This window comes from Streptomyces sp. NBC_01166 (assembly GCF_045039765.1).
Taxonomy (GTDB): domain Bacteria; phylum Actinomycetota; class Actinomycetes; order Streptomycetales; family Streptomycetaceae; genus Streptomyces.
Window position 1 is genome coordinate 2,254,072 of record NZ_CP108613.1, and the last position, 20,392, is coordinate 2,274,463.

General features: G+C 73.2%; 21 protein-coding genes. 2 read left to right on the forward strand and 19 right to left on the reverse strand.

Annotated elements, in window-relative coordinates:
* Positions 1-20: 20 nt before the first annotated feature.
* From trpC to hisI, 6 genes are all read right to left on the reverse strand, one after another.
* Positions 21-830 (reverse strand): indole-3-glycerol phosphate synthase TrpC, encoded by an 810-nt coding sequence (gene trpC, locus OG379_RS10390; RefSeq protein ID WP_356712289.1) that lies wholly within the window; start codon positions 828-830, stop codon positions 21-23.
* Between the two features lie 113 nt (positions 831-943).
* A complete protein-coding gene (locus tag OG379_RS10395; RefSeq protein WP_405661445.1) occupies positions 944-1,423 on the reverse strand; it encodes a DUF2752 domain-containing protein in 480 nt (159 codons plus the stop codon).
* 83 nt (positions 1,424-1,506) lie between these two features.
* Positions 1,507-1,758 (reverse strand): HGxxPAAW family protein, encoded by a 252-nt coding sequence (locus tag OG379_RS10400; protein ID WP_393755524.1) that lies wholly within the window; start codon positions 1,756-1,758, stop codon positions 1,507-1,509.
* Between the two features lie 94 nt (positions 1,759-1,852).
* Positions 1,853-2,512 (reverse strand): TIGR02234 family membrane protein, encoded by a 660-nt coding sequence (locus tag OG379_RS10405; protein WP_393755526.1) that lies wholly within the window; start codon positions 2,510-2,512, stop codon positions 1,853-1,855.
* 14 nt (positions 2,513-2,526) lie between these two features.
* The gene (locus OG379_RS10410; RefSeq protein ID WP_405661448.1) at positions 2,527-4,020 is read right to left on the reverse strand and encodes an anthranilate synthase component I; all 1,494 of its coding nucleotides are present in this window, start codon (positions 4,018-4,020) and stop codon (positions 2,527-2,529) included.
* 11 nt (positions 4,021-4,031) lie between these two features.
* Complete coding sequence (hisI, locus tag OG379_RS10415) at positions 4,032-4,412, reverse strand: phosphoribosyl-AMP cyclohydrolase (protein ID WP_393755530.1); 381 nt, start codon at positions 4,410-4,412, stop codon at positions 4,032-4,034.
* 84 nt (positions 4,413-4,496) lie between these two features.
* Between hisI and OG379_RS10420 the strand changes: the two genes are divergently transcribed.
* Positions 4,497-5,129 (forward strand): TIGR03085 family metal-binding protein, encoded by a 633-nt coding sequence (locus tag OG379_RS10420; protein ID WP_393755532.1) that lies wholly within the window; start codon positions 4,497-4,499, stop codon positions 5,127-5,129.
* Between the two features lie 15 nt (positions 5,130-5,144).
* Here the strand turns inward: OG379_RS10420 and OG379_RS10425 are convergent, their stop codons facing one another.
* The 3 genes from OG379_RS10425 to OG379_RS10435 all read right to left on the reverse strand — a co-directional run bounded on the left by OG379_RS10425 (position 5,145) and on the right by OG379_RS10435 (position 11,312).
* On the reverse strand, positions 5,145-6,746 hold the full coding sequence (locus tag OG379_RS10425; protein ID WP_405661451.1) for a cation acetate symporter: 1,602 nt from the start codon (positions 6,744-6,746) through the stop codon (positions 5,145-5,147).
* A gap of 233 nt (positions 6,747-6,979) precedes the next feature.
* A complete protein-coding gene (locus tag OG379_RS10430; RefSeq protein ID WP_405661454.1) occupies positions 6,980-8,326 on the reverse strand; it encodes a PucR family transcriptional regulator in 1,347 nt (448 codons plus the stop codon).
* 235 nt (positions 8,327-8,561) lie between these two features.
* On the reverse strand, positions 8,562-11,312 hold the full coding sequence (locus tag OG379_RS10435) for an AAA family ATPase (RefSeq protein WP_405661456.1): 2,751 nt from the start codon (positions 11,310-11,312) through the stop codon (positions 8,562-8,564).
* Between the two features lie 160 nt (positions 11,313-11,472).
* On the opposite strand from OG379_RS10435, the gene OG379_RS10440 reads away from it, so the two are divergent.
* The gene (locus OG379_RS10440; protein WP_405661459.1) at positions 11,473-12,246 is read left to right on the forward strand and encodes an alpha/beta fold hydrolase; all 774 of its coding nucleotides are present in this window, start codon (positions 11,473-11,475) and stop codon (positions 12,244-12,246) included.
* 64 nt (positions 12,247-12,310) lie between these two features.
* On the opposite strand, the gene OG379_RS10445 is transcribed toward OG379_RS10440, so the two are convergent.
* From OG379_RS10445 to hisD, 10 genes are all read right to left on the reverse strand, one after another.
* Positions 12,311-13,240, reverse strand: a complete 930-nt coding sequence (locus tag OG379_RS10445) for an alpha/beta hydrolase family protein (RefSeq protein WP_393755542.1) — start codon at positions 13,238-13,240, stop codon at positions 12,311-12,313.
* Positions 13,241-13,487: 247 nt separating this feature from the next.
* Positions 13,488-14,420, reverse strand: a complete 933-nt coding sequence (locus tag OG379_RS10450) for an alpha/beta hydrolase family protein (RefSeq protein ID WP_393755544.1) — start codon at positions 14,418-14,420, stop codon at positions 13,488-13,490.
* A 190-nt stretch (positions 14,421-14,610) separates the two neighbouring features.
* Positions 14,611-15,366 (reverse strand): imidazole glycerol phosphate synthase subunit HisF, encoded by a 756-nt coding sequence (gene hisF, locus OG379_RS10455; RefSeq protein ID WP_362930379.1) that lies wholly within the window; start codon positions 15,364-15,366, stop codon positions 14,611-14,613.
* Positions 15,363-15,761, reverse strand: coding sequence for a RidA family protein (locus OG379_RS10460; RefSeq protein WP_393755547.1), 399 nt, complete (start codon positions 15,759-15,761; stop codon positions 15,363-15,365). Before OG379_RS10460 ends, hisF begins: the two co-directional genes overlap by 4 nt.
* A complete protein-coding gene (priA, locus tag OG379_RS10465) occupies positions 15,758-16,483 on the reverse strand; it encodes a bifunctional 1-(5-phosphoribosyl)-5-((5-phosphoribosylamino)methylideneamino)imidazole-4-carboxamide isomerase/phosphoribosylanthranilate isomerase PriA (RefSeq protein WP_393755549.1) in 726 nt (241 codons plus the stop codon). Before priA ends, OG379_RS10460 begins: the two co-directional genes overlap by 4 nt.
* Entirely contained in the window at positions 16,483-17,124 is a 642-nt protein-coding gene (gene hisH, locus OG379_RS10470; RefSeq protein ID WP_405661463.1) for an imidazole glycerol phosphate synthase subunit HisH, read from the reverse strand. Before hisH ends, priA begins: the two co-directional genes overlap by 1 nt.
* Before the next feature lie 12 nt (positions 17,125-17,136).
* A complete protein-coding gene (locus tag OG379_RS10475; protein WP_164493711.1) occupies positions 17,137-17,304 on the reverse strand; it encodes a hypothetical protein in 168 nt (55 codons plus the stop codon).
* A complete protein-coding gene (gene hisB, locus OG379_RS10480) occupies positions 17,301-17,894 on the reverse strand; it encodes an imidazoleglycerol-phosphate dehydratase HisB (protein WP_031098999.1) in 594 nt (197 codons plus the stop codon). Before hisB ends, OG379_RS10475 begins: the two co-directional genes overlap by 4 nt.
* A complete protein-coding gene (locus OG379_RS10485; RefSeq protein WP_405661466.1) occupies positions 17,891-19,009 on the reverse strand; it encodes a histidinol-phosphate transaminase in 1,119 nt (372 codons plus the stop codon). The genes hisB and OG379_RS10485 overlap by 4 nt, the downstream gene beginning before the upstream one ends.
* Entirely contained in the window at positions 19,006-20,328 is a 1,323-nt protein-coding gene (gene hisD, locus OG379_RS10490) for a histidinol dehydrogenase (RefSeq protein ID WP_405661468.1), read from the reverse strand. Before hisD ends, OG379_RS10485 begins: the two co-directional genes overlap by 4 nt.
* Between the last annotated feature and the right edge of the window lie 64 nt (positions 20,329-20,392).

Consider the following 20,392-nt stretch of genomic DNA (forward strand, 5'->3'; position numbering starts at 1 on the left):
GTGGGCGGGCACGGGCGGGATCAGCTCCGTCCGTGCCTGAGTGCCGGGTGGGCGCCTGCGGCGACCAGGTCGGCGACGGCGGCCCGGGGGTCGCGGCCGGTGACCAGGGACTCACCGACGAGCACCGCGTCCGCGCCGGCGTTGGCGTAGGCGATGAGGTCGTGCGGGCCGCGGACGCCGGACTCGGCGACCTTGACGATGTGGTCGGGGATCTCGGGGGCGACGCGTTCGAAGGTGGAACGGTCGACCTTGAGGTCCTTGAGGTTGCGCGCGTTGACACCGATGATCTTCGCCCCGGCGTCCACGGCGCGCTCCGCCTCCTCCTCGTCGTGGGCCTCGACGAGCGGCGTCAGGCCGATCGACTCGGCCCGCTCGATCAGCGAGACGAGGGCCTCCTGGTCGAGGGCGGCGACGATCAGCAGGGCGAGGTCGGCGCCGTGTGCCCGGGCCTCCCACAGCTGGTACGAGGTGACGATGAAGTCCTTGCGCAGGACCGGGATGTCGACCTTGGCGCGGACGGCCTCCAGGTCGGCGAGCGATCCGCCGAAGCGGCGCTCCTCGGTGAGGACCGAGATGACGGATGCGCCGCCGGCCTCGTAGTCCGCGGCGAGCGCGGCCGGGTCGGCGATGGCGGCAAGGGCCCCCTTCGAGGGGCTGGAGCGCTTGACCTCGCAGATGACGGTCACGCCCTCGCCGCGCAGTGCGGCGACTCCGTCCTTGGCCTGGGGAGCGCGCGCGGCGCGTTCCTTGAGCTCGTCGAGGCTGACACGCGCCTGCCGCTCCGCGAGGTCGGCGCGGACGCCGTCAATGATCTCGTCGAGCACACTCACGCGAGCGGCCCCCTTCCGAAGCGGTGATAGGTACAGGATCAGCCATCTCGATGGTATCCGCAGGACGGCTCAGGGCCCGCATCCGGCGGCCTTACGTCCCACTACCTGGTCATTCAGGGCGCCAGCGCCGAGCCGAAGGGCAGATTCCTGACCACGGAGAACACCAGCAGCACCGCCCCGACGCCCCACCAGTAGCCGGGCGCGAGGCCGATCCGAAGAGGCTTGCCCCGGCTCGCACGGACCGCCCAGAGCAGCCAGACCGCGGCGAATACGCCGTAGCCGACGACGGCCAGGGCGTTGGAGCCGAGGGCGGCGGCCAGGTCTCCGTGGGCGAACGCGTGTGCGCTGCGCAGCCCGCCGCAGCCGGGACAGAACAGGCCGGTGAAGCGGAGCATGGGGCAGACCGGGTAGTGGCCGGGCTCGTTGGGGTCGACCGTGGCGACGTAGCCGAAGGCTCCGACGACGGCGGCCATGACGCCGAGGGGCGTGGCGAGCCGGCGGAGCCGGGAGACAGGGGCGGGAGCCGGCAGACCCGGGCCCGGTACGGGGGGCTGGTCCGGGGCGGCGGCTGCGGGAGAGGCTGAGGCGTCCACGGGCCGATTGTCCACGCTCACGACGCGAGGCGCAGCCCGGTCCGGGCCGCGCCTCGCGTCGTGTCGCTGGTGCTCGTGACCGGTCAGACCGTGATCTGTGCCCGGGAGGCGCGGGCCCTGGCGTCCGCCATCTCGGCGGACTCCTTCGGCATGCCGAGGCCCGCCATCTTCATGGCGAGACCGACCACCCCGCCGAGGAGGACGACGGCGATACCGGCCCAGAAGCCGAGCGTGTTCGCCGCGACCATGAAGAGGCCGGCGATGCAGAAGCCGATGAAGGAGATGATGACACCGGTCCAGGCGGCCGGGGTGTGTCCGTGGCTGCTGCCCGCCATGAGTTGCTCCTAGTTGGTGTTGCGCTGAAGGTGTCGCGCTTACGAAAGCTTGCTGCCATTGTCCCGTACGTGCCGGTGGACGTGAGGCTGGGGGTCATGCCTCGCGCGTCGGGTCCTCGCCGCGGTCCAGGGCCTTCCACAGTTCCTCGGGCCGGTCGGGGTCCGGGGCGGTGCGGGGGGCCTTGCGCGGGCGGGGGGTGCCGTCCCGTTCGTACCGTCCCGACATGGCCGGCCAGCGGCTGCCGTAGCGCAGGGCGAGCAGTCCGGCGAGCAGGATGAGCAGCCCGCCGGCCGCGGTGACGTAGGGCCAGGCGGTGTGGCTGAGGGCGTCGACGGTGGCCGAGGTGTTGCCCGTGGTCTGCGCGGCCTGCTCGTCCAGGGCCGCGCTGTCCGAGGCTCCGGACCAGGCGCTCAGCCCTGCGCCGAGGCCGCTGAGGGCCAGCAGCCCTGCGACGATCAGCCGGCCCCCGCCGCGGACGGCGAAGACGGCGACGAGGGCGGCCAGGCCGACGACGGCCAGGGCAGCGGGGAGGCCGGTGACGTCCTGGCCGTCGGCGCTGAGCGGAAGGGTGCCGCCGCCGACGGCCGCCTTGCCCTCGGCCCAGGTCTGCCCGGAGGCGAGGAGGACGACGGTGGCGCCGGCCGCCCCGAGGAGCAGGCCGGCGGCCAGGCTTCGGCGGCTTCCTGCGCTGTCGGGCGCGGAGGCGGCTCGGGCACGGGGCTGGGGTACGGGGACAGCACTCACGTACTCCACTATCCCCTACCGGCTCAGCAAGCCCCGAGGCGGTTCGCCGTATGCACGGCTCGCAGGACCGCGGCGGCCTTGTTCCGGCACTCCGTGTCCTCGGCGACCGGGTCGGAGTCCGCGACGATGCCCGCGCCCGCCTGGACGTACGCGGTGCCGTCGCGGAGCAGGGCGGTCCGGATGGCGATGGCGGTGTCGGAGTCCCCGGCGAAGTCGAGGTAGCCGACGCAGCCGCCGTACAGGCCCCGCCGGCTGGGTTCGAGCTCCTCGATGATCTGCAGGGCGCGGGGCTTGGGCGCGCCGGAGAGGGTGCCAGCGGGGAAGCACGCGGTGAGGACGTCGAAGGCGCCGCGGCCCTCGGCGACGCGTCCGGTGACGGTGGAGACGATGTGCATCACGTGCGAGTACCGCTCGACCGACATGAAGTCGACGACCTCGACGCTGCCGGGCTCGCAGACCCGTCCCAGGTCGTTGCGGCCGAGGTCGACGAGCATCAGGTGCTCGGCGCGTTCCTTCGGGTCGGCGAGGAGCTCGTCGGCGAGCGCCTGGTCCTCCTGCGGGGTGGCGCCGCGGTGCCTGGTCCCGGCGATCGGGTGAACCATGGCCCGGCCGTCCTCGACCTTGACGAGCGCCTCGGGGCTGGAGCCGACGACGTCGAAGCCGTCGAAGCGGAAGAGGTACATGTACGGCGACGGGTTGGTGGCGCGCAGGACCCGGTAGACGTCCAGGGCGCTCGCCGTGCAGGGCGTCTCGAAGCGCTGGGAGGGGACGACCTGGAAGGCCTCGCCCGCCCTGATCCGCTCCTTGACGTCCTCCACGGCGTCCATGAACGCCTGGCCGCCCCAGAGCGCGGTGTACGGCGGGAGCTCGGAGGGCGGCAGCGCGGCGGGGGTGTTCTCCACGGGCCTGGAGAGGTCGCGCTCCATGGCGTCGAGCCGGGCGACCGCGTCCTGGTAGGCCTCGTCGACGCCGGTGTCCAGGTCGTTGTGGTTGATCGCGTTGGCGATCAGCAGGACGGTGCCGTTCCCGTGGTCGAGCACGGCGAGGTCCGAGGTGAGCAGCATGGTGAGCTCGGGGAGCTTCAGATCGTCGCCACCGTGCTCGGTGATCCGCTCCAGCCGGCGCACGACGTCGTAGCCGAGGTAGCCGACCATGCCGCCGGTGAACGGCGGCAGGCCCTCGTCGCCGACCAGGTCGCGGGGGGTGTGCAGGGTCTCGACGGTGGCCCGGAGCGCCTGCAGCGGGTCGCCTTCGACGGGGACGCCGACGGGCGGGGTGCCCAGCCAGTGGGCCGCTCCGTCGAGGGAGGTCAGGGTGGCGGCGCTGCGTACCCCGATGAAGGAGTAGCGGGACCAGGTGCGGCCGTTCTCCGCGGATTCGAGGAGGAACGTGCCGGTGCGTTCGGCCGCGAGCTTGCGGTAGAGCCCGACCGGGGTGTCACCGTCCGCGAGGAGCCGGCGGCTGACGGGGATGACGCGCCGGTCGACGGCGAGCTTGCGGAAGGTCTCGAGATCCATGGCGGCTGACCTTATCGGGGCGCGGTGAGCGGAAGGACGTCCTTGTCGAAGCAGGTGCGGGCGCCGGTGTGGCAGGCGGCACCCGTCTGGTCGACCTTCACCAGGACGGTGTCGGCGTCGCAGTCCAGGGCGACGGACCTGACCTGCTGGGTGTGGCCGGAGGTGTCGCCCTTGACCCAGTACTCCTGGCGGCTGCGGGACCAGTAGGTGCAGCGGCCCGTGGTGAGGGTGCGGTGCAGCGCCTCGTCGTCCATCCAGCCGAGCATGAGCACCTCGCCCGTGTCGTACTGCTGGGCGATGGCCGGGAACAGTCCGTCGGGGCCGCGCTTGAGGCGGGCGGCGACGGCCGGGTCGAGATTGCTGGCGGGCGTGGAGCCGGGCGTGCTGGTCATGCGCCCATTGTGCCGCGCCGGGCGGGGGCTTCCGGCCGTGCGTCCACTGGGCGGACCGCGGGCGTCGGTCGTACGCTGGCGGGCATGTCGACCCATGCGAAGCGTGAACGTCTTCTGCTCGCCGACCTGTTGGAAGCGGCGGGCCCCGAAGCCCAGACCCTGTGCAACGGCTGGAAGACCCGTGACCTGGCCGCCCATGTCGTGGTACGTGAACGCCGCGCCGACGCGGCGGGCGGGATCATGCTGGGTGCCCTGAAGAACCGGCTGGAGCGGGTCCAGGCCGAGTTCGCCGCCAAGCCGTACGAGGAGCTGATCCAGCTCATCCGTACGGGACCGCCGCGCTTCTCCCCCTTCGGTCTGAAGCAGCTGGACGAGGCGGCCAACACCGTCGAGTTCTACATCCACGCGGAGGACGTGCGCAGGGCCCAGCCCGACTGGTCCCAGCGGGACCTCGATCCGGTCTTCGCCGATGTGCTGTGGTCGCGCACGGAGAAGACGGCACGGATGCTGGGACGCCGTGCCCCGGTGGGGCTGGTGCTGCGGCGCCCGGACGGCCAGACGGCGGTCGCCCACAAGGGCACCCCGGTGGTGACGGTCACCGGGGAGCCGGGTGAGCTGCTGCTGTTCGCCGCCGGGCGGCAGGACGCGGCGCGGGTGGAGCTGGAGGGCGACAAGGACGCGCTGGCCCGGCTGCACACGGCCGAGCTCGGCCTGTAGCCCCTTCCGGAACGCTCAGGCGCCGCCCCGGGCACGTACGGGTGCCCGGCGGGTCCGGTGGCGGTGCCGGTCGTCGGGTGCGGTGCCGGGGTCCCGCCCCGATCCCAGCAGCCCGAGGAGGAATCCCGCCGGGATCGTGACCAGGCCCGGGGTCTGGAGCGGGAAGACGTCGAAGTCCCACTCCGGGAAGAGCGCGATCGGGGTGCCGGAGAACGCCGGCGACAGGACCATCAGGATCCCGATCAGCGGAAGCGTCCCGTACACGGTCCACCGCACCCCGCGGGCGTCGAAGCGCGGCCGGAACAGGGCGTACAGCAGGACGGGCGGCAGGACCGAGGCCGCTGCCGCGAACGACAGGGAGAGCAGCACCTGGGGGTTGCGGTCGTGGGTGTACGCCGAGAGGAGGACGGCGAGCGCCCCGATGCCGACGACGGCCCAGCGGGCGCGCCGGATCTCCCTGCTGGAGGCCTTGCCCTCGCCCTGGGCGCCCGACTTCACCGTGAAGTCGCGGGCCAGGGACGAGGCGGCGGCCAGGGTGATCCCGGCGACGGCGGCGAGGGTGGTGGCGAACGCGGCGCAGGCCACGAGTGCGAACAGGGGGCTGTCGCGCGGACCGGCCGCACCCGGGTCCAGGGCGCTGGTCACCATCAGCAGGGAGGTGCCGCCGGCCGGATCGGCGGCGTGCAGCAGTTCGCGGCCCACCAGCGCGGAGGCTCCGAGTCCGACGATGACGATGCCGACACAGAGCAGGGCGACCGGGCTCACGGCCCAGACGCCGGCCCTGCGGGCGGTCCAGGCGTCGCGGATCGGGTGGAGCCGCATCATGATGTGCGGCATGCAGGCGGCGCCGAGCAGGAGGGTGATCTGGAAGCCGATCAGGTCGAGCCCGCCCGCGAGTCCGTGGCCGAACTGCAGGCCGGGGCGCGCGTAGTCGCCACCCGCCCCGCTGCCCGCCCGGGCGGCGTCGAAGAGGGCGAAGGGGGACCAGTCGAAGCGCGCGAGGACGAGCCCCGCGAGCAGGGTGACCGCTCCCAGGACCACGGCCACCTTGAGGATCTGGATGTAGCCGGTACCCCGCATCCCGCCGAACGCCGAGTAGCAGACCATCAGTGCGCCACTGGCGACGGTGCAGCCGGTGAGGGCGCCGTCGGGCAGCCCGAACATGGAGGTCATGACGCGGCCGGCGGTGGTGAGCTGTACGAGCAGCAGCGGGGCCAGTACGACGAGGGTGGCCACGCCGAGCGCACGGCGTACGGACCCGTCGCCGAGCCGGTCGGCAAGGAAGTCCCCCATGGTGAACACGCCTTTGCGGCGCAGTCGTTCGGCGAAGAGGCGCATGACGAGGGCCAGCGAGGCGACCGTCGCCAGGGCGAACAGCAGGCCGTCGAATCCGGCGAGCGCGACGGATCCGGTGGTGGAGAGCAGCGTGGCGGCGGAGACGTAGTCCCCGGCGATGGCCAGTCCCGCGCCGACGGGGCCGAGGGTGGCGCCGCCCGCGTAGAAGTGTTCCGGATCGTCCTGGTCGGCGGCGGCGAGTCCGCACAGCAGCAGGGACACGGCGACGAAGGCGAGGAAGATCACCACGGCGAGGGACCGGGCGTCGATCGCGCCGCTCACCGGTTCCGCTCCGCCGGTACGGCTGTGCAAGGGGCAGCTGAAGACATGCGCGTCATGGCATCAGCCTGGGCGGGTGCGGCACAGGGGGCCGGGACGGGGCGCGGCGCGGGTACAGCCCACCCGGCGAAGGACTGTGCCGCCGCACAGTCGGCGGCCCCGGGCGCGGGGAGGGCCGCCCCCGGGGCCCGGCTCCCCCGAGGCCGGACGCCCCCGCCGCCACGTGGCGGCCGCCCTCAGCCCGGCAGCAGCCGCCGTGCCGCCAGCGCCAGGGACACCTCGACGGCGTCGGACGGCCGCGTCAGGCAGCGGCCCGTCAGCTGCTCGAACCGCCGCAGCCGGTTCAGCACCGTGTTGCGGTGGCAGTACAGCTTCGCTCCGGCCCGCTGGGCCGAGCCGTCCGAGTCGAGCCACGCGGTCAGCGTCTCGATGAGCACGTCCCGGTCCGCCGGGTCCAGCCGGTCCAGCGGCCCGAGGACCCGGTCGGCGAGTGCCGTCCCGAGGCCGGGCGAGGAGACGACGAGCGCGGCGGGCAGGTGCTCGTCGAGCAGGACGGTGCCGCCGGAAGCCGGACAGGTGCGCAGCGCCGTCTCGGCGAGGCGCCGCGCGTCACCGACGGAGGCGAGCCCGTCGACCACCGAGCTGATGCCGACGCGGGTGCCCGGAGGAGCCGTCAGGCCCTCGGCGAGCGCGGCGAGTTCACCGTCGGGGACCGAGGCGGAGGCGGGCCCGGCCTCGGTGTCCCCGTCGCACGGAGGCTCCGGCTCGGAGGCCGCCGGGGCGGCCCCCAGCGGCAGGACCGCCAGCTCCACCTCCCCCGCCGAGTGCCAGAGTGCGGGCGTTCCCTCGGCCAGGGCGACCGGCGGACGCCCGGTGCCGTGCGGGGCGCGGCGGGCCCCGGCGACCGCGAGTACGGCATAACGCCCCTGCACCGGGAGGCCCAGCATCTCCGCGGCGTCCGGCAGGTCCGCGATCCTGGCGGTGCCGTCCAGCAGGGCCGCCGTCATCAGGCGCTGCTGGTTCTCGCGGCGCCAGGAGAGCCTCCGTTCGGCCTGCCGGTACGCCTCGGCCACCACGCCGCAGTGCTCGTCGACGAAGTTCCAGACGTCGGCGGCGACATGGACGAGCAGCCGGGTGTCCTCGGGGTGGCGCCGGGCCGTGTCGTCGACCAGGTCCTGCCAGACCATCGCGCCGCCCATCCGGAAGGCGTGCATGACCGCGTCGAGCGGTACGCCTTGCTCGGCCCTGCTCTCGCCGATCCACCGGGAGGTGCGGTGGGCGGCCTCCCGGAACTCGCGGGGCTGGATGAGCGAGGCGACGTTGTGCCGCAGGGAGTGGTGGACCTCCTGCCAGATCTCGGCGGGCTCGGTCTCCATCGCGGCGCGGTAGGCGGGCTCCTGCTCCCGCAGCGCCTCGATCAGCCGGTCCGTGAGCTCCGGCAGCGCTTCCAGGAGCCCGCGGGCCGCCCGGTGGAGCACCGCTACGGCCTCGCGGTCGGCCAGGGAGCGGAAGCGGTGCGGCAACGGCGCTACGGGGGGCGGTCCGTGCAGCGCCCTGATCCGTGAACGTACGACCTGTGGCATGGCGGCCTCCACCGGGAATCGGCCGGCCGAGGTTGGGCCGGCCCCGGTGTGTGCCCGGCCCGGCATTGGGCGGGCGCACACCGATCGATCCTGACGACCGCAGAATGGCATACCGCCCGGTCGGTACCTAGAGGTATGCGCGGTTCTTCTCATCACGGTCCTGCAACCTCGCCCCACCGGCCCGATCCGGACGGGAGACCTGGGGTCCTTCGCCCGGATCAGGCCGGACGAGGCACTAGCGGTCCAGCAGCCTCGCGAGCTCGGTCCGGGACCTGACCCCGAGCGCCGCGAAGACGTTGCGGAGATGGTGGTCGACGGTCCGCGGGCTCACCGAGAGCCGTACCGCCACCTCACGGTTGGTGGCGCCCTCAGCGACACAGCGGGCGATCCGCTGCTGCTGCGGGGTCAGTCCGGCCAGCGGCCCGGGGCCGCTCTGGTCCGGCGGGTCCACCGCCTCACCGGCGGCCCGCAGCTCCCCGCCCGCCCGTTCGGCCCAGACGCGGGCCGAGCAGCGTTCGAAGGCGACCAGCGCGTCGCGCAGCGGGCCGCGGGCCTCACGGGTGCGGCGCAGCCGGCGCAGCAGCTGGCCGTGGAGGAGCTGGGTGCGGGCGCGCTCGAAGTCGCCGCCCGCGCGGTCGTGGTGGGCCAGCGCCTCCTCGTACCGGGCGGCGGCCTCCTCGGGCGGCGCCAGCAGGGCGCGGCAGCGGGCCAGCTGGGCGGGAACCTGGGGGTCGGTCGTCCGGGCGGTCCACAGCGCGAACTCCTCCACGGCCACGGCGAGTTCGTCGGCCCCGTCGTCGGCACGGCCGGAGAGCACCATCGCCTCGACGTAGCACGGCACGGCGAGCATCCGGGTGGCGAAGTGCCCCGTCCCCGGCCCCGGTCTGACCAGCGGGCCGAGCCGGGCCGCCGCCTCACCGGGCCGCCCGGCCGCCAGGTCCGCGCGGGCGACCGCCCAGGTGGCGAGCATGGCGGCCTGGGCCAGACCGTGCGGCCCCGCCCCGGCCAGCGCCGCGTCGGCATGGGCGGCGCACGCCTCGGCGGGCCCCTCCACCGAGGCGGCGAGCGCGAGCACGGAGTGCAGATGGGTGGCGGAGTTCTGCTGCCCGGTACGGCGGGCCGCGTGCAGCCCTTCCAGTGCGTGGGCCCGGGCCCTGGCGTGCTGCCCGGAGCGCAGTTCGGCGTAGGCGAGCTGCTCCAGGGCGTGCGGCAGCAGGGCTTCGGGCCCCCGGAGGCGTACGACGGCGAGGGCGCGGGCCCCTGCCCGGCAGGCCGCGTCGACCTCGCCGAGCACCAGGGCCGAGGCGCCCGCCCGCAGGAGCTCCCCGGCGTCCTCGGCGCGGTCGGCGGAGTCGAGGCAGCACCGCAGGAGGGCGTGGCCCCGGTCGGGGTGCCCGGCGAGCACGGCGCACATCCCGGCGCGGTACTGCGCCATGGACCGGTCGGCGGCGGCGACGGGGATGCGGTTCATGGCATCCAGGTACGCGATGGCGTCCCCCATGTCCCACGCCGCCTCCGCCGCGCCGAACAGGGCGTCCAGGGTGCGGCGCGGGTCGTGCGGGGCGAGCAGCTCCGCCGCGGTCAGGAGTGCTTCACGGGCGTCGGCGGCCGGTCCGTCGCGCAGGGCGAGCATGCCGCGTACGTAGGGTGCGGCGCCTCCGGCGAGGTGGGGGCCGACGCGGGCCAGCATGGCGCGGGCGCGGCCGGTGTCGCCGGCCAGCCGCGCCTGCTCGGCGGCCTCGGTGAACCGTGCGGCGCGCAGGGCCTCGTCGGTGGAGAGTGCGGCGGCGCGGGCCAGCGCTGCCGACCGTTCGCCGTGCGGGCGCGGGGCGGTGGCCGCGGCCTCCAGCTGGGCGGCGAGCGTGGCGTCCGGCCCGGGCGCCGCGCAGGCCAGCTGGACGAGCGCGGGCAGCGGAGCCGAGCCGGGCCCGGCGAGCAGCCCGGCGAGCAGTTCGTGCACGGCCCTGCGGCGGCCGGGCGGCGCCCGGTGCAGGACCGCACGGCGCAGCAGCGGGTGACTGAAGTGCACGCGGCTGCCCGTGCGTTGGAGCGCTCCGGCGGTGCCGGCGGGCGCGAAGAGCACCCGGTCGAGGTGCGCGGTCGCCAGCCCGGCCCGGGCGCCCGCCCTCAGCAGCAGGGCGGCGTCGGCTCCGGCCCCGTCCGGCTCGTGCTCCTCCGCGGCCGCGGCCAGCAGGAGCAGGGTGCGGGTGTCGGGCGGCAGGCCGTCGAGGTGCTCGGCGTGCGCGTCGAGGACACCCTCGGCGCCGGGGAGCGGGTACGGCAGCGCGGTGCGCCCGGCCAGCTGCCCCGGAGTGAGGCGGCCGGCCAGTCCGGCCAGCAGCCGTGGGTTGCCCGCCGCCTCGCGCAGGAGTTCGCTGCGCACGACGGGATCGACATCGGCCGTACCGTCGGTGAGCCGGTCCAGGAGCGCGGTCGCCGCGTCGTCGTCGAGCGGGCCGAGACGCAGGGCGGGGAGCCCGGCGAAGGCGGTCTCGTCGGCCGCGCCGATCACCACCGCGACCCGGCTGCCCGCGCCGAGCCTGCGGGCGGCGAAGCCGAGCGCGGCGCGGGAATCGGGGTCCCAGGCGTGCGCGTCGTCCACGCAGACCAGCAGGGGCTGTTCGGCCCCCAGGCCCCGCAGCAGGCCGAGCAGGCCGCCCGGCGTGATCCCGGAGCCCAGGATGGTGTCGGGCGTGACGGGCAGCGGGCCGGGGGCGGAGCAGAGGAGGGCGTGCAGCCCGCTGTAGGGCAGTCGCTGTTCGGTGGGGGCCGCGGCGGCGTACAGGACGGGCCCGCCGTGCCTTCCGAGGTAGTGGGCGGCGGCCTGCCGCAGCAGGGCGGTACGGCCGAGGCCGGGTGGCGAGGTCAGCACGAGCGCTCCGCCGCCCCCCGCCCGCAGCCTTCCCAACAGGGTTTCCAGGATGGCCAGTTCACCGCTGCGGCCGTACAGCCGGAGCGGACTGTGCACGGTCGTCGATGGGGTCACGCTCTCACGTTACTTCCGCGTAAACAGCGTCGGAAGGCTCGCGTCCGCTCCCTGTTCCCGGTCGGCCCGGAGCGGTGCGGGCTCCCAACGGAACGGCGTCCGTGCTGTGCCGGGGCACAGTGCCGGCCCGTTCCGCGGCGGCCGCCCGTAACGTCGGTGCATGACTGATGAATTGCGTACACACGACGGTTTGACCCTGCGTTACTGGTCCTGGTGGCGGAACCCGGACGGCGCCCTGCCCCCGGTGGTCCTGCTGCACGGCTTCGCCGCGCACGCCCGGCTGAACTGGGAGGGCCCCGGCGTCGTCGAGGCGCTCGTGGCGCGGGGCCGGCGGGTGTACGCCCTGGACGCGCGGGGCCACGGCGAGTCGGACCGGCCGCACGACGACACCCACTACGGCGAGTCGCTGATGGCCCGTGACGTGCGTCTGCTCATCGACCGTATCGGCGCGGACCACGTGCATCTCGTGGGGTATTCCATGGGCGCGGTGGTGGCGGTCCTCGTCGCGGCGGAGGACGCGCGCGTCAGCCGCCTGGTGGCCGGGGGCATAGGTGCGGGCGCGGTGGAGGTGGGCGGCCTGGACACCCGGGTGATGCCGCCCGAACTGGTCTCGGCGGCGCTGACGGCCGACGACGCGGCGGACGCGCCGGAGCGGACCCGGGCGTTCCGGGTGCTGGCCGACACGGCGGGCGGCGACCGGCTGGCGCTGGCCGCGCAGATACGGGCGGTGCACCGGGACGCGCTCCCGCTGGACCGGATCGCCGTCCCCACGCTGGTCCTGGCCGGTGCGGGCGATCCCCTCGCGACCCGGCCCGAGGTGCTGGCCTCGGCGATCGCGGGCGCCGAGCTGACCGTGCTGCCGGGCGACCACCTGACGGTGGTGCGCGATCCCGGGTTCGCCGAGGCCATCGCGGCGTTCCTCTCCCGCGGCTGAGAACCGGACGACGCGAAGGGGCCGGACCGCGGTACGCGCGGTCCGGCCCCGGTCGCCCCCCGGATCAGTGCGGGCAGTTGCCCCGGTACTCCGCGATCGTCAGGCTGGCCGACGGGATCGGGCAGAGGAACTGCTCGTAGCGGGTGTCGTTGTCGATGAAGCGCTTCAGCCACGAGATGCTGTACTTCGCGATCGTCGTGTTGGACGTGTTCGGGGTGAAGTGGGTGGCACCCCGGAGCTCCAGATACGCCTTGTCCAGCGAACTCGGCAGCGAGTTGTAGAACGGCTTCGAGTGCGTGGTGACGGAAGCGACCGTGTCACCGTCCGCCCCGACGACCAGGGTCGGGGTCTGCACCTCCGGCCACGTCTTGTCCGTGTTCCAGCCGGTCAGCGGGATCGCAGCCTTCAGCGAGGGACGGTCCTTGGCGGCCTCCAAGGTGCCACCGCCGCCCATGGAGTGGCCCATCACACCCAGCCGGGAGGAGTCGACCCGGCTGCGCACCGAGCTGTCCTCGGTCAAGTAGTCGAGAGCGGCCAGCAGCTGGTCACCGCGGCTGGCCGGCTGGTCCAACGTGGTGTTGGTGTCGATCGTGAACACCACGAAGCCCTGCGACGCCAGACGCGGACCCAGCCAGGCGATGCTCGACTCGTAGGCGGTGAAACCGGGCGAGATGACGACCGCCCCGAACGTACCGTCCGAGGTGGACGTCGGGTAGTAGATCGTGCCGCCGCCGAACCCTCTGACGCTCAGCGACGACACGGACGTCTGGGACGTGGCGTACGAACCGCGGCTCGCCTCGATACTCGAATTGCTCGGCGCCGGACCACGCTCGTACGGATTGTCGGCGGCCTGGGCTCCGCCGGGGACGAGCGCGGTGAGCAGACCGGCGGTCGCCGCCGCTGCCGCCAGGGCGCCCCTGACGGTGCGGGAGCGGCTCTTGGACATCCGGTGGTGGCGTGGGGAGATGTCGCCGGAGGGGAGGTGCTGCTGCACGGGGATTCCTCTCGGTTGTGGCGGAACCGCACCGGGGCCGCCTGCCGCCCCGTCGTCCTGGGGCCTTCGGGAGTGCACCGCGTCGGTAGCGCCGACCTTCATTGGCCTGCCGCCACTTTCGCGGTGGTTCCCCGCCCGGACATCGGCGAGATCGCCGGTCTTCGCTCCGGGTCCCACAGCCGGCGGCCCGGGCAGCAGCACGAAGGGCCGGACCGCGTGCACGCGGTCCGGCCCCCTGGTCCGCCGGTCAGGAGGTGTGCGGGCAGTTGCCCTTGTACTCGGCGATCGTCAGGCTCGTGGACGGCAGCGGGCAGAGGAACTGCTCGTAGCGGGTGTCGTTGTCGATGAAGCGCTTCAGCCACGAGATGCTGTACTTCGCGATCGTCGTGTTGGACGTGTTCGGGGTGAAGTGGGTGGCACCCCGGAGCTCCAGGTACGCCTTGTCCAGCGAACTCGGCAGCGAGTTGTAGAACGGCTCGGAGTGCGAGGCGACGGGGGCGATCGTGTCGCCGTCCGCCCCGACGACCAGGGTCGGGGTCTTCACCTCGGGCCAGGACTTGTCCGTGTTCCAGCCGGTCAGCGGGATCGCCGCCTGCAGCGACGGACGGTCCTTGGCGGCCTCCAGCGTGCCACCGCCGCCCATGGAGTGGCCCATCACGCCGAGCCGGGAGGAGTCGATCCGGGTACGGACCGAGCTGTCCTCGGTGAGGTAGTCCAGCGCGGCGAGCAGCTGGTCACCGCGGCTGGCCGGCTGGTCCGCCGTGGTGTTGGTGTCGATGGTGAACACCACGAAGCCCTGCGAGGCCAGCCGCGGCCCCAGCCAGGCGATGCTCGACTGGTAGGCGGTGAAGCCGGGTGAGATGACGACCGCGCCGAACGTGCCGTCCGAGGTAGACGTCGGGTAGTAGATCGTGCCGCCGCCGAAGCCGCTGACGCTCAGTGAGGAGACCGTGGTCTGGGACGTCGCGTACGAGCCGCGGCTCGCCTCGATACTCGAATTGCTCGGCGCCGGACCGCGCTCGTACGGATTGTCGGCGGCCTGCGCACCCGGCATCAGCGCCGTGACCAGACCGGCCGTGGCGGCCGCCGCCGCGACGGCGAACTTGACGGTGCGGGAGCGGCTCTTCGACATCCGGTGCTGGCGGGGGGAGATGTCGCCGGAGGGGAGGTGCTGCTGCACGAGGGGGGATCCTCTCGGTTGTGGCGAACCACACCGCGGCAGCCGGCCGCCCCGTCGTCCTGGGGCCTTCGGGAGTGCACCGCGTGGTGGCGCCGTCATGTTGTTGACGGCGCCACTCTGGCGGCGCGCCCTCCGGGCGGACATCGGCGAGATCGCCGGTCTTCGCGACCGGCGATCTCCCTGCCCTGGGTCAGCGAACGGGGTGCCCGGCCTCGCGCAGGGCGCCCTTGACCTCGGAGATCCGCAGGTCACCGAAGTGGAAGACCGATGCGGCGAGCACCGCGTCGGCGCCGGCGTCGACGGCCGGCGGGAAGTCCGCGAGGCGGCCCGCGCCGCCCGAGGCGATGACGGGGACGGTGACGTGGGCCCGTACCGCCTTGATCATCTCGGTGTCGTAACCGTCCTTCGTGCCGTCCGCGTCCATCGAGTTGAGCAGGATCTCGCCCGCCCCGAGTTCGGCCGCCCGGTGCGCCCACTCGACGGCGTCGATGCCGGTGCCCCTGCGGCCGCCGTGGGTCGTCACCTCGAAGGTGCCCTCGGGGGTGCGCCGGGCGTCGACGGAGAGCACGAGGACCTGGCGCCCGAAGCGTTCGGCGATCTCGCGGATCAGGTCGGGGCGGGCGATGGCGGCGGTGTTGACGCCGACCTTGTCGGCCCCGGCGCGCAGCAGCTTGTCGACGTCGTCGGGGGTGCGGACCCCGCCGCCGACGGTGAGCGGGATGAAGACCTGCTCGGCGGTGCGGCGCACCACGTCGTACGTCGTCTCGCGGTCACCGCTGGAGGCGGTGATGTCGAGGAACGTCAGCTCGTCGGCGCCCTCGGCGTCGTACAGCTTGGCCATCTCGACGGGGTCGCCCGCGTCGCGCAGGTTCTGGAAGTTGACGCCCTTGACGACACGGCCCTTGTCGACGTCCAGGCACGGGATGACCCGTACGGCGAGGGTCATCGCTCACCTGCCCGGTAGGCCTCGATCTCGATCTCGACGACCAGGGAGGGGTCGACGAAGCCGGACACGATGATCATGGAGGCGGCGGGGCGGACGTCGTCGAACAGCTCCTTGTGGGCGCGGCCCACCTCGTCGACGTCGCGGGCGTGCGTGATGTACATCCGGGTGCGGACGACGTCCTCGCGGCCGAGTCCGACCTGCTTCAGGGCGTCGAAGGCGAGCTGGAAGGAGGCGACGGCCTGCTCGTACGGACCGCCCGCGGAGATCTCGCCGTTGACCACGGCCGTGCAGCCGGAGACCAGGACGAGTCCGTTCGGGAGCTGGACCGCGCGTGAGTAGCCGAACTTCTCCTCCCACGGGCCGTCCGAGGCGAGGCGGCGTACGGAGTCCGTCATGCGGCGACCGCCTTGAGGGCCTCTTCGAGGGTGAAGGCCTTCGCGTAGAGCGCCTTGCCGACGATGGCTCCTTCGACGCCTTCCGGGACGAGCAGGGAGATCGCGCGCAGGTCGGCCAGCGAGGAGACGCCGCCGGAGGCCACGACGGGCCGGTCGGTGGCTGCGCAGACATCCCGCAGCAGGCCCAGGTTGGGACCCTCCAGGGTGCCGTCCTTGGCGATGTCGGTCACGACGTAGCGGGCGCAGCCCTCGGAGTCCAGACGGGCGAGTGTCTCGTAGAGGTCGCCGCCGTCGCGGGTCCAGCCGCGGCCGCGCAGTGTGGTGCCCCGGACGTCGAGGCCGACAGCGATCTTGTCGCCGTGCTCGGCGATGACCTTGGCGACCCACTCGGGGCTCTCCAGGGCGGCGGTGCCGAGGTTGACCCGGCGGCAGCCGGTGGCGAGGGCGGCTTCGAGGGAGGCGTCGTCGCGGATGCCGCCCGAGAGCTCGACCTTGATGTCCATGGCGCCGGCCACCTCGGCGATCAGCGCGCGGTTGTCGCCGGTGCCGAAGGCGGCGTCCAGGTCGACGAGGTGCAGCCACTCGGCGCCGGAGCTCTGCCAGGCGAGGGCCGCCTCGAGCGGGGAGCCGTAGGAGGTCTCGGAGCCGGATTCGCCGTGCACGAGGCGGACGGCCTGTCCGTCGCGGACGTCTACGGCGGGGAGCAGTTCAAGCTTCGGCATTACAGCGTCTCGATCCAGTTGGTCAGCAGCTGGGCGCCGGCATCGCCGGACTTCTCGGGGTGGAACTGGGTGGCCCACAGCGCGCCGTTCTCCACGGCGGCCACGAACCGCTCTCCGTGCGTGGCCCAGGTGACCTTGGGGGCACGGATCTTGGCGTTGGTCACTTCGAGGGACCAGTCGTGCGCCGCGTAGGAGTGCACGAAGTAGTAGCGGGCCTCGGCGTCCAGGCCCGCGAAGAGCTGGGATCCCTCGGGGGATTCGACGGTGTTCCAGCCCATGTGGGGCACGACGTCGGCCTTCAGCGGTCCGACGGTGCCGGGCCACTCGTCGAGGCCCTCCGTCTCGACGCCGTGCTCGATGCCGCGCTCGAACAGGATCTGCATGCCGACGCAGATGCCCATGACGGGACGCCCGCCGGACAGCCTGCGGCCGATGATCCATTCGCCGCGCGCCTGCTTCAGGCCCTCCATGCAGGCGGAGAAGGCGCCGACGCCGGGCACGAGCAGCCCGTCGGCGTTCATCGCGGTGTCGAAGTCGCGGGTGATCTCCACGTCCCCGCCGACGTGGGCGAGGGCCCGCTCGGCGGAACGGACGTTGCCGAAGCCGTAGTCGAAGACGACGACCTTCTTCTTGTCGCTCACAGTCCTCTTACCTCAGTCCCAGAGTCCCTGGATCCGCATGATGCCCGCCACCAGGCACATCACGGATCCGATCCCGAGGAGCACGACGACGCCCTTGGGCATGCCCTGCTTCCAGAAGGAGTAGACGCCGCCGGCCAGGAAGAGACCGACGATGATCAGAACGGTGTTGAGGCCGGTCACAGGGCGCCCTTCGTGGACGGAAGGATGCCGGCAGCGCGCGGGTCGTGCTCACTGGCGTAACGCAGGGCGCGGGCCAGCGCCTTGAACTGGCACTCCACGATGTGGTGGGCGTTGCGGCCGTACGGGACGTGGACGTGCAGGGCGATCTGCGCCTGGGCGACGAAGGACTCCAGGATGTGCCGCGTCATCGTCGTGTCGTACTCGCCGATCATCGGCGCCATCTTCTCCGGCTCGGTGTGCACCAGGTAGGGGCGGCCGGAGAGGTCGACGGTGACCTGGGCGAGCGACTCGTCCAGCGGGACGGTGCAGTTGCCGAAGCGGTAGATGCCGACCTTGTCGCCGAGCGCCTGCTTGAAGGCGGCGCCGAGCGCGAGGGCGGTGTCCTCGATGGTGTGGTGCGAGTCGATGTGCAGGTCGCCCTCGGTCTTCACCGTGAGGTCGAAGAGCCCGTGCCGGCCGAGCTGGTCGAGCATGTGGTCGTAGAAGCCGACCCCGGTCGCGACATCGACCTTGCCGGTGCCGTCGAGGTTGATCTCGACGAGCACGGAGGTCTCCTTGGTGGTCCGTTCCACCCTGCCTACGCGGCTCATGCGTCGTGCTCCTTCTTGAGTTCGCGCACCGCATCGAGGAACGCGTCGTTCTCTGCCGGGGTTCCCGCGGAGACCCGCAGCCACCCCGGTACGCCGTTGTCCCGGACCAGGACACCCCGGTCGAGGATCTGCTGCCAGGCGGTGTGGCTGTCGGCGAAGCGGCCGAACTGGACGAAGTTGGCGTCCGAGTCGGTGACGGCGAAGCCGGACTCCCGCAGCGCGTCGACCAGCCGGTCGCGCTCGCTCTTGAGCTGCGCGACGTACCCGAGCAGCGTATCGGTGTGTTCCAGGGCGGCGAGCGCGGTGGCCTGCGTGACGGAGGACAGGTGGTACGGCAGCCGCACCAGCTGGACCGCGTCGACGACGGCCGGTGCCGCCGCGAGGTAACCGAGGCGCAGGCCCGCGGCGCCGAACGCCTTGGACATGGTGCGCGAGAGGACCAGGTGCGGGCGGCCCTCGATCAGCGGGAGCAGCGAGGGGCGGTGGCTGAACTCTCCGTACGCCTCGTCGACGACGACCATCGAGGGCCGGGCGGCCTGGGCCGCGTCGTACAGGGCGACGACGGTCTCCGCGTCCACGGCGGTGCCGGTGGGGTTGTTGGGCGAGGTGATGAAGACGACCTCGGGCCGGTGCTCGGCGATGGCCTTCTTCGCCGCCTCCACGTCGATGGTGAAGTCCTCGTTGCGCGGTCCGGAGATCCAGCCGGTGCCGGTGCCGCGGGCGATGAGGGCGTGCATGGAGTACGAGGGCTCGAAGCCGATCGCGGTGCGCCCGGGGCCGCCGAAGGTCTGCAGCAGCTGCTGGAGGACCTCGTTGGATCCGTTGGCCGCCCAGACGTTGGCCGCCGCGACCTCGTGGCCCGCGGTGCGGGTGAGGTAGCGGGCGAGCTCGGTGCGGAGCTCCACGGCGTCGCGGTCGGGGTAGCGGTTGAGGTCGCGGGCGGCCTCACGGACCCGCTCCGCGATGCGGTCGACGAGAGCGTCGGGCAGGGGGTAAGGGTTCTCGTTGGTGTTCAGCCGGACCGGCACGTCGAGCTGGGGCGCCCCGTACGGGGACTGGCCGCGGAGCTCGTCGCGGATCGGGAGCGCGTCCCAGGGGTTGGTGCTGTTCGTCACGCTTGCGGAACCTTCCAGCCGAACCTGGCCTTGAGTGCGGCGCCGTGGGCGGGGAGGTCCTCCGCCTCGGCGAGGGTGACCACGTGGTGGGTGACCTCGGCGAGGGCGTCGCGGGTGTAGTCGACGATGTGGATGCCGCGCAGGAAGGACTGCACGGAGAGGCCCGAGGAGTGGCAGGCGCAGCCGCCGGTGGGCAGGACGTGGTTGGAGCCGGCGCAGTAGTCGCCGAGGGAGACGGGCGACCACGGGCCGACGAAGACCGCGCCGGCGTTGCGGACCCGGTCGGCGAGGACGGCGGCGTTCTCCGTCTGGATCTCCAGGTGCTCGGCGGCGTACGCGTCGACGACCTTGAGGCCGTCCTCCAGGTCGTTGACCAGGACGATCGCGGACTGGCGGCCGGTCAGCGCGGGCTCGATCCGGTCCGTGACGTGCTTGGTCGCGGCGACCTGGGGCGTCAGCTCGGCCTCGGTGGCGGCTGCCAGCTCCTCGGAGTCGGTGACGAGGACGGCGGCGGCCATCGGGTCGTGCTCGGCCTGGCTGATCAGGTCGGCGGCGACGTGCACCGGGTCGGCGCTCGCGTCGGCGAGGATCGCGATCTCGGTGGGGCCGGCCTCGGCGTCGATGCCGATACGGCCCTTGAGGAGGCGCTTGGCGGCGGCGACGTAGATGTTGCCGGGGCCCGTGACGAGATTCACGGGCAGGCAGTCCTCGGTGCCGTACGCGAACATCGCGACGGCCTGGGCGCCGCCGGCGGCGTACACCTCGTCGACGCCGAGCAGGGCGCAGGCGGCGAGGATCGTGGGGTGCGGCAGGCCGCCGAACTCCTTCTGGGGCGGGGAGGAGACGGCGAGGCCCTCGACGCCCGCCTCCTGGGCGGGGACGACGTTCATCACGACGGAGGACGGGTAGACCGCACGCCCGCCCGGCACGTAGAGCCCGACGCGCTCGACGGGCACCCACTTCTCGGTGACCGTGCCGCCGGGGACGACCTGGGTGGTGTGCGTGGTGCGGCGCTGCTCGCGGTGGACGAGGCGGGCACGGCGGATCGACTCCTCCAGGGCGGCGCGCACGGCGGGGTCGAGCTGCTCCAGCGCCTCGGTGATCGCGCCGGCGGGGACCCGGATCGAGTCGAGCCGGACGCGGTCGAATTTCTCCCCCCACTCGATCACTGCCGCCGAGCCACGATGGCGTACGTCCTCGCAGATGGGCCGCACCGTCTCCAGGGCGGCTTCCACGTCGAACTCGGCACGGGGCAGCAGGTCGCGCAGGGCGCCACCCTCGGGGAGGGCGGTACCGCGCAGATCGATTCGAGAGATCACACCGCAATTCTCTCAGACCGGTTCAGCCGTCCGGTCGCCCGTATCACTGGCTGATACATGTCCC